The 13,158-nt window shown below is 33.6% G+C and carries 15 protein-coding genes; 8 read left to right on the top strand and 7 right to left on the bottom strand.

The genetic code is table 11. The features are described from left to right. The first annotated feature begins 6 nt into the window (after positions 1-6). The 7 genes from K5I29_RS13535 (at position 7) to gloA2 (ending at position 4,269) form a co-directional block, all read left to right on the top strand. Positions 7-426 carry a DUF2752 domain-containing protein gene (locus K5I29_RS13535; RefSeq protein ID WP_394358589.1) on the top strand — a complete coding sequence of 140 codons (420 nt, stop codon included), beginning with the start codon at positions 7-9 and terminating at the stop codon, positions 424-426. A 39-nt stretch (positions 427-465) separates the two neighbouring features. Further along, the gene (locus K5I29_RS06530; protein ID WP_264435089.1) at positions 466-1,182 is read left to right on the top strand and encodes a 3-ketoacyl-ACP reductase; all 717 of its coding nucleotides are present in this window, start codon (positions 466-468) and stop codon (positions 1,180-1,182) included. Between the two features lie 371 nt (positions 1,183-1,553). Beyond that, on the top strand, positions 1,554-2,240 hold the full coding sequence (locus K5I29_RS06535; protein WP_264435090.1) for an LLM class flavin-dependent oxidoreductase: 687 nt from the start codon (positions 1,554-1,556) through the stop codon (positions 2,238-2,240). A 1-nt stretch (position 2,241) separates the two neighbouring features. Beyond that, complete coding sequence (locus tag K5I29_RS06540) at positions 2,242-2,589, top strand: hypothetical protein (RefSeq protein ID WP_264435092.1); 348 nt, start codon at positions 2,242-2,244, stop codon at positions 2,587-2,589. Between the two features lies 1 nt (position 2,590). After that, positions 2,591-2,806, top strand: a complete 216-nt coding sequence (locus tag K5I29_RS06545) for a hypothetical protein (RefSeq protein ID WP_264435093.1) — start codon at positions 2,591-2,593, stop codon at positions 2,804-2,806. A gap of 6 nt (positions 2,807-2,812) precedes the next feature. After that, positions 2,813-3,880: an NADH:flavin oxidoreductase/NADH oxidase gene (locus K5I29_RS06550; protein WP_264435094.1), complete on the top strand. Its 1,068-nt coding sequence runs from the start codon at positions 2,813-2,815 to the stop codon at positions 3,878-3,880. Continuing rightward, positions 3,880-4,269 carry an SMU1112c/YaeR family gloxylase I-like metalloprotein gene (gloA2, locus tag K5I29_RS06555; protein WP_264435095.1) on the top strand — a complete coding sequence of 130 codons (390 nt, stop codon included), beginning with the start codon at positions 3,880-3,882 and terminating at the stop codon, positions 4,267-4,269. Before K5I29_RS06550 ends, gloA2 begins: the two co-directional genes overlap by 1 nt. A 33-nt stretch (positions 4,270-4,302) precedes the next feature. Here the strand turns inward: gloA2 and K5I29_RS06560 are convergent, their stop codons facing one another. Further along, complete coding sequence (locus K5I29_RS06560; RefSeq protein ID WP_264435096.1) at positions 4,303-5,187, bottom strand: DUF72 domain-containing protein; 885 nt, start codon at positions 5,185-5,187, stop codon at positions 4,303-4,305. Positions 5,188-5,285: 98 nt separating this feature from the next. On the opposite strand from K5I29_RS06560, the gene K5I29_RS06565 reads away from it, so the two are divergent. Beyond that, entirely contained in the window at positions 5,286-6,443 is a 1,158-nt protein-coding gene (locus K5I29_RS06565; protein WP_264435097.1) for an MFS transporter, read from the top strand. 13 nt (positions 6,444-6,456) lie between these two features. On the opposite strand, the gene K5I29_RS06570 is transcribed toward K5I29_RS06565, so the two are convergent. The 6 genes from K5I29_RS06570 to K5I29_RS06595 form a co-directional block, all read right to left on the bottom strand. Beyond that, a complete protein-coding gene (locus K5I29_RS06570) occupies positions 6,457-7,455 on the bottom strand; it encodes an FAD:protein FMN transferase (RefSeq protein ID WP_264435098.1) in 999 nt (332 codons plus the stop codon). 2 nt (positions 7,456-7,457) lie between these two features. Next, positions 7,458-9,653 (bottom strand): PepSY domain-containing protein, encoded by a 2,196-nt coding sequence (locus tag K5I29_RS06575; protein ID WP_264435099.1) that lies wholly within the window; start codon positions 9,651-9,653, stop codon positions 7,458-7,460. A gap of 5 nt (positions 9,654-9,658) precedes the next feature. Next, positions 9,659-10,144, bottom strand: coding sequence for a DUF2271 domain-containing protein (locus K5I29_RS06580; protein WP_264435100.1), 486 nt, complete (start codon positions 10,142-10,144; stop codon positions 9,659-9,661). Between the two features lie 18 nt (positions 10,145-10,162). Beyond that, positions 10,163-11,641 carry an ankyrin repeat domain-containing protein gene (locus K5I29_RS06585; RefSeq protein ID WP_264435101.1) on the bottom strand — a complete coding sequence of 493 codons (1,479 nt, stop codon included), beginning with the start codon at positions 11,639-11,641 and terminating at the stop codon, positions 10,163-10,165. A 158-nt stretch (positions 11,642-11,799) separates the two neighbouring features. Beyond that, the gene (locus K5I29_RS06590) at positions 11,800-12,384 is read right to left on the bottom strand and encodes a thioredoxin family protein (protein ID WP_264435102.1); all 585 of its coding nucleotides are present in this window, start codon (positions 12,382-12,384) and stop codon (positions 11,800-11,802) included. A 94-nt stretch (positions 12,385-12,478) separates the two neighbouring features. After that, the gene (locus K5I29_RS06595) at positions 12,479-13,054 is read right to left on the bottom strand and encodes a thioredoxin family protein (protein WP_264435103.1); all 576 of its coding nucleotides are present in this window, start codon (positions 13,052-13,054) and stop codon (positions 12,479-12,481) included. Positions 13,055-13,158 lie beyond the last annotated feature (104 nt).

The raw sequence follows: 13,158 nt of genomic DNA on the forward strand, positions 1-13,158 counted from the left end.
TAAAAAATGCTAGCAACAAAACAATTTTATAGTTTACTGGTTATTGGCTGTTTGTTAGGTTGGGCATGGGTTTTAATACATGTGTTTCAGGTTACAGATTCTGGTACTTCATTACAAGTTTGTCTTTTACAAAAAGCAACAAACTTACCTTGCGCATCGTGCGGAACCACGCGCGGAGTTTCAGCATTTTTTTCTGGTAACATAGTGCAAGCCTTTTTACACAATCCGCTATCTTTATTTATAAGTTGTTGCTTACTTATATTACCTGTTTTTTTATTAAAAGATGCTGTTTCAAAAAAAAAACAGCTTTATCGGGCGTATCTTAACTTTAATTTAAACCGAACTTTTTGGATAATTGGTCTCACAATATTTATATTGTGTTGGACTTGGAATTTATACAAGCATTACAACCAACTCGCCTTTTAATCGAATAAAAAAATTAATAAATTTGTTAAAAATTTAAACATGGAAAATTTAAAAAATCAAAACGCTATAATTACTGGCGGTGGACGTGGTTTAGGTAAAGCTACAGCTATTGCTTTTGCAAAAGAAGGAATTAACGTTGCTATTACTGGCCGAAACGAAAATAATTTAAAAGAAACGGTTGCTGAATTACAAGCTTTAGGTGTAAAAGCAACTTATGCCGTTTTTGACATTGCAAATTACGAAGAAGTAAAAGCTGGAATTGCTAAAATTGTTGCCGAATTTAAAACGGTTGATATTTTAGTAAATAATGCAGGAGTTGCTCAGTTTGGAACTTTATTAGAAATGGATCCGAAAACTTGGACGGATATTATTAACACAAACTTGTTAGGTAGTTATTATGTAACGCACGAGGTTTTACCGCATATTATTGCTAACGGACAAGGTGATATTTTTAATGTTTCGTCAACAGCAGGATTAAGCGGTAATGCAGGAACATCGGCTTATTCAGCTTCAAAATTTGGTTTAATTGGTTTATCAGAATCAATATTGCGTGAAGTTAGAAAGCACAACATTCGTGTTTGTACATTAACGCCATCAACCATTGCTTCTGACATGTCAAAAGAATTAAACTTAACAGACGGAGATCCAGAAAAAGTACTTCAACCAGAAGATTTTGCAGAACTTTTAGTAGGTACCTTAAAACTACCACGCCGCGCCTTATTAAAATCGGCAGCTATTTGGTCTACAAACCCTTAATAAAAAAATGCGATACAACAGTTGTATCGCATTTTTTTATTATTTTTACAGCAACCCAATTAGTTTTATTATGAAAAAACGCTGTTTACCTGCCCTACTATCAACCTTAATTTGTTTAGGAATTATTTTTGTGGGCGCAAATGTTTTAAAAATATCAATAGAAACTCAAATTACCTGGAAAATATATGCTTCGGCAATTTCTTTACTTCTATTTAGTTGCATCATTGCGCTAAACATTCTCACAATAAAAAAGTTAAGATGTTTATAATACTAAAGGTTATCTATTGCAGATAACCTTTTTTGTTTATTAATCTATATTATTTTAATTCAAAAATAAAGTACGTAAATTAGTGAAACTAAATTTTTAATCTATGGAATTAGGAATATCAATGTTTGGAGATATGCAATATAACCTTCAAACTGGCGAAAAAGTACCTGCACAACAACGATATAAAGAAATGCTAGAACAAGTTAAATTAGCCGATCAGGTTGGTTTAGATTATTTTGGTATGGGCGAACATCACCGTGAAGATTACAGCGTAACTTCACCACAAATGTTTTTAGCTGCTGCTGCCAGCATTACTAAAAATATCAGATTAGGAAGTGCTGTTTCTGTAATCAGTTCTTCTGATGCGGTGCGTTTGTACGAAGATTTTGCAACTTTAGATAACATTTCTAACGGCCGTGCCGAACTTATGGCTGGACGTGGAAGCTTTATAGAGTCGTTTCCGTTGTTTGGTTACAATTTAGACGATTACGATAATTTGTTTGAAGATAAATTGATGCTTTTGTTAGAACTAAACAAAACCATTAACGGCAAAATAAATTGGAACGGGCGTTATACCCAAAACTTAGTAAATCAGGAAATTTTTCCGAAACCGGTACAAAAAGAAATTCCGATTTGGATTGCTGTTGGCGGAACCGTTTCTTCAGTACGCCGAGCAGCTTTATTAGGTTTACCTATTACTTATGCCATTATTGGCGGGTTACCGATTAACTTTAAACCGCTAGTAGATTTTTATAAAACCGAATATTTAAACGGGCCATCCAGCCGATAAAATGCAGGTTTGCATCAATTCGCATGTTTTTGTTGGCGAAACGTCTAAAATTAGGGATGTTTATTATCCGTATTACTCTGCACAAATGGATCGTATTGGTAAAAGTCGTGGTTGGGCTCCTTTTACAAAAGAAGCGTTTGAAAATACTGCACGACCAGAAGGTGCTTATTTTATGGGTGATCCGAACGAAGTGATTGATAAAATTTTAGCCCAACACGAATATTTTGGACATACCCGTTTTACTGGTCAAATGGATGTTGGAGCACCAAGCCATGATTTAATCATGAAATCGATCGAATTGTTTGGTGATAAAGTTGCACCAGCCGTTAGAAAAGCACTTAATAAATAAAATGAAAATAAACCCCAAGTTAAAACAAATTTTATGCATTTGGTTGGGCTTGTTTCCAACCTCGATTTTAATAAACTATTTATTAGCCGAATGGCTTTTAGATTTTCATCCAACCATTAAAATTTTAATAACAACGGCTATTATTGTACCCATTATGGTTATGGTTATGATTATGATTCCGTTATCGGTTAAAATAGTTTCTAAATGGTTAAAATAATACAACATGTCAAAACTTTTTAGTTCCTTACAAATAAACAACAGCATCCAATTACAAAATCGAATTGTTGTAGCACCCATGTGCCAATATTCGGCAGATAATGGCTATGCCAACAATTGGCATTTGATGCATTTAGGACAATTTGCGGCTGGAAAAGCTGGTGCTATTATTCAGGAAGCAACAGCAGTAGCTCCAGAAGGACGTATTTCTTATAAAGATTTAGGTTTATGGGAAGATGGTCAAATAACGAAATTAGCCGAAATTAATGCCTTTATAAAAGCACAAGGTTCAGTTCCGGGTATTCAATTGGCTCACGCGGGTCGTAAAGCATCAACAAACTTGCCTTGGTTGGGCCGCGAACAATTTGCACCAGAACATGAAAACGGATGGCAAACCGTTGCGCCATCTGCGTTGGCTTTTCATCCTTCAGATTACACACCAAAAGCAGTAACCGAAAGTGAAATTACAACCTTAGTTGATCAATTTAAACAAGCAGCAGTACGTGCTGTAAAAGCCGGTTTCGAAATTATCGAAATTCACGGAGCGCATGGATATTTAATTCATCAATTTTTATCGCCATTAAGCAACCAACGTACTGATAAATATGGTGGATCTTTTGAAAATAGAATTCGTTTTACGCTTGAAGTTGTTTCAGCCATAAAATCGGTTTTAACAACACAATCGCTTTGGATCAGATTATCTGCTACCGATTGGGTAGATGGCGGATGGAATTTAGAAGAAACCATTGCTTTGTGCAAAATTTTAAAACAACAAGGTGTTGAAGTTTTTGATATTTCTACCGGAGGATTAGATAGAAATCAAAAAATTGAGGTACATCCTAATTACCAAGTTCCTTTTGCCGAAGCGGTAAAAAACCAAGCACAAGTAATTACAGGTGCCGTAGGTTTAATTACCAAAGGCAAACAAGCCGAAACAATTTTAGAAAACCAACAAGCCGATTTTATTTTAATTGGTCGCGAATTTTTACGCAATCCGCATTTTGTTTACCATTGTGCTACCGAATTGCGAGTTAATTTACCATGGGCTAACCAATACGAACGCGGTAAAGAATAATGTTAGATTTACAAAACATACATCATATCGCTATTATTTGTTCGGATTACGAAAAATCTAAAAAATTTTATACCGAAGTTTTAGGTTTACAAATTGTGCGCGAGGTTTACCGAGAAATTCGAGAATCGTATAAATTAGATTTAGCTTTAAACGGGCAATATGTAATTGAGCTTTTTTCGTTTAAAAATGTTCCACCCAGATTGTCGTTTCCAGAAGCTTGTGGTTTACGCCATTTGGCCTTTTCGGTTACTCATTTACAAGATGCGTTAAAACAATTGGATCAACTGCAAATTGCACACGAAGGCATTCGAATCGATCCGCATACCGATAAAAAATTTACTTTTTTTTCTGATCCTGACGGATTACCGATTGAATTGTACGAAATATAAAAAAATCCAAACCTTAAGGTTTGGATTTTTGTTTTAAAATAAGCTGAGCTGTTTTTCAGGAAATCGTAAATGCAAGCCAAATGCTGCATTCAATCTTTGAATAAAGTGCGTTGCCAACAAAGGCGATTCAACTTCAATATTTTGATGTATAAAAAAATACAACTTGTTTAGTCCTGCTTTTCTCCAGGTAACAAGTAAATCAATCCAATCATTCAATCGGTCGTAATCCGAAGGATGATTGGCCCCTACATAACGTACAAATGCCGTATCGGTAGTTAATAGCATGTGCAACATATCTCGGCGGCCGGCTGTATCAACAATAATATTGGTTGCGTTGTATTGCTGCAATAAATTGGTGAATGAATTAAAAATATTCGCATCTGCAAACCATTCTTCATTTCTTACTTCAACCGCTAAAGGTATTTGCGTTGGAAATTGATATAAAAAATCAGCCAATCTGTTTACATCTTTAGGTTTAAAATTTTCATGCATCTGCAAAAAGCTCATGCCCAATTTGTTTTCAAAATTCGCTATGGCATTGGTAAAGTTTAAAACGGTTTCGTTTACATTTTGCAAACGGTTATAATGGCTAATGCTTTGCGGTATTTTAGGAAAAAATTTAAAATCAGTCGGAACTTTATCACGCCAAGTTATTACCTGATTTACAGATGGTGATTGATAAAACGTAGCATTTAACTCGATGCTATTAAACTGCATGGCATAATACGTTAATTCGTCTTTTACGCCTTTAGGATAAAATCCTTTTAAATCATTTTTATTCCATTTCGCACAACCCACGTAAACCTCAAATGGCGTTTCAGAATTTTGAGTTTGTTGCAACACATCAAAAGTTTTAGGATGCGTGACTGGTAATTTAAAAGATATTAAACTAGGATCAGGAACTTGGCCGAACTTCATAACAAAACGTTTTATTACACACAAATATAAGATGCTTTAGCTTATAACCTGCTTATTTTATATAAATGTTGTAGCTTTGCAGGCTTAAAACAATACGAATGAATAAAGGATTAATAGCTTTAGCTTTTGGTGGTTTAGCCATCGGAATGACTGAGTTTACCATGATGGGGATTTTAGAAGTTGTAGCAACCGATTTACAAATAAGCATACCAAAAGCCGGTAATTTTATTGCTTTATACGCTTTAGGCGTTGTGGCTGGCGCGCCAATTTTGGTTTTATTTTCTAGCAAGTTTCCACCCAAAAAAGTACTTCTATTTTTAATGTTGTTGTTTTTTGTGTTCAATGCTTTGTTTAGCATTGCTCCGGAATATTATACGTTATTAACAGCACGTTTTTTATCTGGTTTACCACACGGAGCTTTTTTTGGCGTAGGAACGGTAGTTGCAGCACGATTAGCAAAGCCAGGAAAGGCCGCACAAGCCATTTCTATTATGTTTACCGGAATGACGCTTGCAAATTTAGCTGGGGTGCCATTAGGTACTTATTTAGGGCAAGAATATTCTTGGCGCTTAACTTACGGAATTATTTCGTTATTAGGATTACTTACCATGTTAGCTATTCATTTTTGGTTACCCGATTTAAAAAACGAAAGCAAACCTTCTGCCATATTCAGCCAATTGGATTTCTTTAAAACAAAAGTTGCTTGGTTACTAATGGCAATTATTTCTATCGGTACAGGGGGATTATTTGCTTGGATCAGTTATATTTCTCCTATGGTAACTAAAGTTTCAGGCTTAACCGAATCTCAAGTTCCTATTATCATGATATTAATTGGTTTAGGTATGTTTTTTGGTAATTTATTAGGCGGAAAAGTTTCTGACACGGTTTCACCAACCAAGGCAGCAATTGGCTCGTTTAGTGCAATGGCATTAATTTTAGTTGTGGTTTACTTTACTGCTCATAGCAGCACCATGGCTTATGTCATGGCATTTATTACCGGAATGATTGCTTTTACCATTGGCCCACCGTTACAAATGATGCTAATTACAGCAGGTAAAGGTTCTGAAACTTTAGCTGCCGCTGCAGGACAAGCAAGCTTTAATTTAGGAAATACCTTTGGCGCCTTTTTTGGAGGTATACCAATTACCTTAGGTTTTGCCTACAATTCGCCACCGCTAATTGGGGTTGGCATGGCAACCATTGGCGCCTTATTGGCTGTGGTATTTTTAATAAAATACAGTGCTAAAAAAGCATAAAAAAAAGAGCAGTTTATTCTGCTCTTTTTTGTTTTCGTAAAACTTGGTTTAGGTTTTTAGACTTATATATTTTTCCTTGATCTGTAATAAATAAACCAGCGTAATTAGGATATTTTTGCAATAAAAACTTGCCAGCATCTAATCCTAAAACCATAATGGCCGTGCTAAATGCATTTGCTTTTTCGGCTGATGGACCAACAACAGTAACGCTTGTTAAACCTGTACTTGGCCATCCGGTTTTTGGATTTATAATATGGGAGTACCTTTTTCCATCAATAAATAAAAACTTTTGGTAATCACCAGATGTGGTAACTGATGTAGTATGTAATTGAAATACAGCTGCCCATTTATTGCGCTTGGTTGGATTGGTTATGCCAATTTTCCAATATTTAGCAGCTAATGGATGGCCTAAGGTAGCTAAATCTCCAGAAGCATCAACAATGCCAGCCTTTACGTTACGTTGTTTTAAAACTTCACGTCCTTTATCGGCAGCGTAACCTTTACCAATTGATCCGAATCCAATTTTCATACCGGGATATTTTAGAAAAATAGTTGTATCCGCCGGGTTTAAAATTATATTTTGGTAACCAACTTTAGCAATTGCATTTTTAATGGCTGCATCGCTTGGTAATTCATCCATATAATCATTAAAATCCCATATTTTTTCCATGGCAGCAAAGCTAATATCAAAAGCACCTTGTGTTATTTTGGAATACTGAATGGCACGCTGCGTAAGCTCAAAAACTTCCCAATCAACTTTTATTGGTTGTTTACCAGCCATTTGATTTACTTGTGAAACTTGTGACGCAGGAATCCAATCTGAAATAAGATTTTCGATACGAACAATTTCTGTAATAACCGCATTTACATTTTCTGTGGCAATGGCATCGTTTTCAGAAACCACGGTTATTTGAAATTTGGATCCCATTAAAATCGTATCACGAACTTGGGTTACTTGTGCCCATCCGGATTGCATAAACAAAAAAAATAATATCCAAAAACAATTTTTCATACTTAATAACAATCGGTTAAAAATTGGTTGTTTGCTACATAAGTTGCAAATGGTTGTATGTTTTGTTCAGAACAAACTTGTTCTAAAACCAATTCTACATCCCGTTGCATAGCTAACGCACCGCAAATCATGATAACACCACCGTTATTTAAAATTGATGCAATTTGTACCGCATCTTTTTTAATTAAATCCATAACATATGTTTTTTCGGCTTCGCGAGAAAAAGCAAATTGTACGGTTTTTAATTTATTTAACGAGCTATTATGCTGCATAAATTGCTGATAAAATGCAGTGGTTTCATTGTTATATCTAAAACCTGCATAAAGATGCGTTTCAATCGCTTTATCGTTTTCATCAATCATGCCTAAAAAAGGAGCAATTCCGGTTCCATTTGCAATTAAAACAACTTGCTTTGCGGTTTGCGGAAAATGAAAATTAGCATTTTTAACTAAACGCGCTTTTATGGTTTGATTGACTTGTAATTGATATAAAAACTGAGAACCTAACCCAAATTCGTGCAATTTTACCACCAACTGCAATTGTCCGTTAACTTTACCGATAGAATACAAACGTTCGCGGTAATCGTTAGCTGGATAAACAGCTAATAAATCGCCCGATTTAAATTTCTGTTTGGTTTGTAAAGCAACGGTAAAAGTTGTATCGTTTGCAAAAACGGTAGATGTAGCCAGTACTTCAAAAGGTTTGGTTTTAGGCATTTCTATGGCATAAAAATCGGGAGATGCATATAATTTATAGCGAGAACCTTCATTAAAAGCTTTAACCCATTGTGCAAATTCAATAGGTGATTTGTCATTCACAGTAAAAACAGGTAACAATGGTTTGGCCCAATTTTGTTGCGCTAACAATGCATCAACTTTATAAGCAAAAGCACAGAATTCTTTATAAGCTTTAGATCCAAAACCAACCACCGTATATTTGACAGTTGCATTTTGGGCGGTATTTGCGATTAACTTTTCGAACTTTTTAGCATTGCTTGGTGCCTCACCCATACCATAAGTTGATGTAAAAAAAACAAAATGCTTGGCTTTAGCAAAGGTTTGATATTCGTTAAAAACAGCGATATAAGCTTTAATATCTTGATTGATTAATTGCGTAAATATTTTGTTTGCAAAAGTTAGGGTTGAACCATTTTCTGAACCAACAAACAAAACAATTTCTGCTTCATCTACCGAAATGCTATTTTTTACCAATTTGGTTTTGGTACGTTTGTAGGTAATTACAAAGCCAGACCAAATAAAAAAGATAATGTTTATTGAAGCAATGCCCAAAATAATAGCCCAAATGCTATTTGTACGCCCGGTATGCAAATCTAAACTGAATTGCTGAAAAATTTCTGCTTTAGCAATTGGTTTAGTTTGTACAATATTTCCTGAATATTGGCTGATTAAAACTTCTTGATCTGTAAGTTTTATTTTGTAAAATTCTTCAGGATCTTCCATAAAAGGAAATTCAATTTTCTGAACTTCACTTAATTTTATGTTTTTAAAAGCCGGAAAGTTTTGAACATCCATCGGATCTTCAATCGATTCAACAAGCAATTCAGAAGCTTCTTGTGATGCAACCATCGGAATCATTTCAAAACGCAACATAAACAAATATGTTCCGGTTAAAGAAATAATTAAAATAGGAATTAGCAACAAACGCCCAGCAAACACGTGATAATATTGAGCAAAAAATTCTTTAGTTATTTTATTAAAAAAGTTTTTAATGCTTTGCTGGCGCTTAATAATTAATATCGTACCCGAAAAAGCGATTAAAAACAATAAAAACGAAACAAAACCAATAATAAAACGGCCCGTTTCGTGTAAAAATAACGAACGATGTAAAGAAGTAATCCACTGAAAAAATTCGGATTGTTGTTGGGGTTTACCCAAAACCTCACCCGTTTCTGGATTTATAATATGCGTATAATCATTACCATCGGCATCAAAACCTTGAATGGTTACAAATTGATTTTCATCAATCGATAAATCTAAAATTTCATCATATTGTTGCTTTAAAACCGGAACAACCTGGTTTAAAGTTAATTGATTGAAGTTTGAAGATTTGTAAGCTGCCGATTTTTCGATAACCGGTTCTAATGATAAAATGGCTCCAGTTACTGAAGCCATTAATATGAATAAAAAAGAGAATACAGCTAAAATTAAATGGGCTAAACGCCAAATTGACGTAGTCATAAAAATTAATTGGCTTTAGTTAACTTAACGTATCTAATGTATCCGTTTCCATCTGTTTTTTGTGTAATACCTGCTGTAGTTAAAGGAATTTCTACATCGGTTACAAAATAATCTTTGTCCTCAACTGCCGATTCAAAACGTAATTTATAGCCTTTATCTAACTTACTTTCATCCAGGTTAAAAGTTGTTAAACTACGATTACCTGCAGCAATAGAAGCTCCAGTAATTCCGTTTAATTTTTCTTTTTTCTTTTTATTAAACTTGTCCCATTCTTTAAAACCGTTGTACCATTGCTTATCAGGGCCCATCATGTACAACGTTTCTTCGTAATTTCCTTTTGGATCAATTAAAGAAACAACTACATAAGCTTCTAAACCTTGGTAATTGGTCATTTGTAACATGCATTTGTATTTAGCTGTTTGTGCAAAAGCTGTGATTGAGCTAGCAAATACAAATAAAACTAGTAAAATATATTTATTGGTAATTTTCATTATTGGTAAAAATTGTAATTATTTTAAAAACTCGATGTTTACGTTGTTTGCTTTAAATGATTCGTTTTCTGAAGCAATGTCATAAACCGTTTCGTCAAAATCGGTTAAAACATCTTTTTTAGCACCATGAGCCAATAAGTATTTTAAAATACTATCGTTTTGCCCCATCATAGCAGCTTTATGTATAGGTGTTAAACCTTGATCATCTTTTGCGTTGATATCGATTTGAAAACCTTCTAACATTTTTAAAAGTTCCATATCATTTTTTACAACCGCAGCATGATATAAAGATGATCCGTCAGCTAACGTTGCTGTAAAATCAACTCCTTGATTTTTTAGAATATTTAATTTCTGAACAAATTCGTCTGAATTTTGTCCCGGGCGAGGTTTTTGATAAGCTTGAACTAAAGCAAAAGCTAAATTACCGTCTTTCGTAACAACATCTGCATTTGCTCCTTTTTCTATTAAAAAAGTAATAACTTCTGGTGTACTTTTTTGAACCGCAGCATAAAGTGCTGTTTCACCTTTATTATTTGCAGCATTAATATTTTTAGTTCTAGCTAAAATTTGTTGTACTGTAGCCAAATCTTTAGCACCAGCAGCAACCATTAAAACGTTATCACCAGCTTTATCTACCGCATTTACATCAACTTTTTTAGTTATGAAATAGGCAATTATTTCTTGTTGATTTGGTTTTTTAGCTAAATGATGTAAAACTGTTTCTCCGTTTTCGCCAACTGCTTTAGGTTTAACTTTAGCTTTATTTACTAAATATTCAAAAGTTTCTAAATTATTGTTATGAAAACGAGCTCCTTGTGCTGCAAAAATAAGTGCGTTTTGCGTAGGTTTAACACCTTGTGCTAACAAGTTATTCATAATTTCGATGTTGCCATTACGAGCAGCATAATCAAAAGCTGTACGACCTAAATCGTCGGTATCTTTTATATTTAATCCTTTAGAAATAAAATATTCTTTTAATTTTAAATCCTGATCTTGCGGAATTGCTAACATTAATACGGTAGCACCACCGTTGTATTTTTGAGTAGGTTTTATACCTGCGTTAAAAAACAGTTCGTAAACGTCTGTGTTTTTCTGACCGTTTGAAGCAGCAAACGCAACTGGTGTTGCCCCTTTATCGTCAGTACGATTAATATCAGAACCTTGTTCTATTAAATATTTAACTAATTCTACATTACCTTTGCTTGCAGCCCAGTGAATGTACAAACGGCCATCGTGCGTAGTTTTGCTAACCGCATTACCCGGTTGGTTTATTAAAAATTTAATAACTTCTAAATCGGCACCATTATTAATTGCCATACTAACCACATCGTGATTGCCCCCATTTGCTTCGCTTGGATTATTGCCTTTAGCAATTTGATCTTGAACTAAAGATAAGCTTGGATTTTCTTTCCAGAAATTTCCGTTTAAAAGGATGTTATTTTGAGCTTTTGCAAAGAAAGAAGCAATTAAAAAAGCAGCGATAAATATTCTTTTCATAATGTATAAATGCAAATTTAGTTTAATACTGATTTTATTTAGATTAAATCTTAATTAAGGCCAAATATAAGAGGATTAATTTAATCTGCAAAGAATTTTAAAGAATATTAACGTGAATAACTTACAAAAAAAGGGCTGTACTACGTACAGCCCTTGGATTATTTTGCAACATTACTTAAAAACATTTGTTTAGTTTTTTCTAAATCATAATGTGAAGATTTATCGGTGGTATTTTCTAATTCTACTGATGAAATTACATTTAAAACCTGATCATTTGAATCTAATACAAAGAAAAACGGATATCCCATTTTCTTCCCTTCTGGTGCGTATTTTTCAAAAATTGCTTCGTTTTTATTTTCTTTAGAGTAATTTAAATGGTAATAAATAAAATTATCATCTACAATCTGTTTTAATTCTGGTGTTTTTTGTAAATAATCGTTAAAACGCAAACACCAAATGCACCAATTTCCTCCTGCTTGTACAAAAACATTTTTACCTTCTGCTTTAGCTTGTACTAGCAATTCGTTAATTTTAGACTGCGCATCTTCCTGATCATCATAAGGTTTTGCCAATGCATCACGTTCTTTTTGACGTGCCTCTTTTACTAATGCAATTGAATCTTTTTGCGCAACAGTTAATGTATCATTTTCAGTTACTACCTGATCGGTAACCGATTGTTTTTTACAGCTAATGATAAGCAAAGCTATAACAAAAAAACTTGCTAAAAGTTGAATCTTTCTCATATTTTTATTTTTGATAAATTTAAAAATTGTAAGTTATAAAACAAAAAAAGAACGTAACGCATGTTACATTCTTTAAAAAAATCTATACTACATATTATTTTTTTGGAGCATATTTTAATAACAATTGTTTGGTTTTAGTAAAATCATAGTAAACATCTTCATTATCAGACGCAACAGTTTCTGAGGAAATAATATCTAAAACATCACCATTACCGTTTATAATGAAGAAAAACGGAAATCCGTAATCTCGTCCATGTGGCGCATATTTTTCGAAAACCGCATCATTTTTATTTTCTTTAGAATAATTTAAATGATAATATAAATAATTGTTTTCGATAATTTGTTTTAACTGCGGCTGCTTATTTAAAAAATCAGTAAAACGCAAACACCAAATACACCAATTTCCACCAGCTTGTACAAAAACATTTTTGTTTTGAGCTTTAGCCAATTGAATTAATTCTGTCAGTTTAGCCTGAGCATCTTCTTTTTCATGGTAAGGTTTAGGTAAATGAAGCATATCTTCTTTAGCCTTTTGCATCAAAGCAAATGTATCAATCACCTTAACAGGAACAGAATCCGTAGTAGATGTATTTTTTTTACTTGCATTATTGGTACAGCCAACCATAAAAATTAGCAAAATAGCAGCAATTACAAAGTATATTTTTTTCATTTGTATTGATTTGTTTAACACAGCATATAAATATACAGCATTCGCAAATAGTAAAACATTTTGCTTTTGGCTTTTCGATAAAAGCTCATATAAATTAGACAAAA

Origin of the sequence: Flavobacterium agricola, assembly GCF_025919725.1 — a bacterium.
Taxonomy (GTDB): Bacteria; Bacteroidota; Bacteroidia; order Flavobacteriales; family Flavobacteriaceae; genus Flavobacterium; species Flavobacterium agricola.

What these genes read in the sequence shown, in the direction of transcription:
- K5I29_RS06545 (WP_264435093.1), top strand. Translation starts at nt 2,591, where the DNA reads ATGAAAATAAACCCCAAGTTAAAACAAATTTTATGCATTTGGTTGGGC.
- K5I29_RS06585 (WP_264435101.1), bottom strand. Translation starts at nt 11,641, where the DNA reads ATGAAAAGAATATTTATCGCTGCTTTTTTAATTGCTTCTTTCTTTGCA.
- K5I29_RS06560 (WP_264435096.1), bottom strand. Translation starts at nt 5,187, where the DNA reads ATGAAGTTCGGCCAAGTTCCTGATCCTAGTTTAATATCTTTTAAATTA.
- K5I29_RS06535 (WP_264435090.1), top strand. Translation starts at nt 1,554, where the DNA reads ATGGAATTAGGAATATCAATGTTTGGAGATATGCAATATAACCTTCAA.
- K5I29_RS06530 (WP_264435089.1), top strand. Translation starts at nt 466, where the DNA reads ATGGAAAATTTAAAAAATCAAAACGCTATAATTACTGGCGGTGGACGT.
- K5I29_RS06580 (WP_264435100.1), bottom strand. Translation starts at nt 10,144, where the DNA reads ATGAAAATTACCAATAAATATATTTTACTAGTTTTATTTGTATTTGCT.
- K5I29_RS06575 (WP_264435099.1), bottom strand. Translation starts at nt 9,653, where the DNA reads ATGACTACGTCAATTTGGCGTTTAGCCCATTTAATTTTAGCTGTATTC.
- K5I29_RS06590 (WP_264435102.1), bottom strand. Translation starts at nt 12,384, where the DNA reads ATGAGAAAGATTCAACTTTTAGCAAGTTTTTTTGTTATAGCTTTGCTT.
- K5I29_RS06570 (WP_264435098.1), bottom strand. Translation starts at nt 7,455, where the DNA reads ATGAAAAATTGTTTTTGGATATTATTTTTTTTGTTTATGCAATCCGGA.
- K5I29_RS06565 (WP_264435097.1), top strand. Translation starts at nt 5,286, where the DNA reads ATGAATAAAGGATTAATAGCTTTAGCTTTTGGTGGTTTAGCCATCGGA.
- K5I29_RS06595 (WP_264435103.1), bottom strand. Translation starts at nt 13,054, where the DNA reads ATGAAAAAAATATACTTTGTAATTGCTGCTATTTTGCTAATTTTTATG.
- K5I29_RS06550 (WP_264435094.1), top strand. Translation starts at nt 2,813, where the DNA reads ATGTCAAAACTTTTTAGTTCCTTACAAATAAACAACAGCATCCAATTA.
- gloA2 (WP_264435095.1), top strand. Translation starts at nt 3,880, where the DNA reads ATGTTAGATTTACAAAACATACATCATATCGCTATTATTTGTTCGGAT.
- K5I29_RS13535 (WP_394358589.1), top strand. Translation starts at nt 7, where the DNA reads ATGCTAGCAACAAAACAATTTTATAGTTTACTGGTTATTGGCTGTTTG.
- K5I29_RS06540 (WP_264435092.1), top strand. Translation starts at nt 2,242, where the DNA reads ATGCAGGTTTGCATCAATTCGCATGTTTTTGTTGGCGAAACGTCTAAA.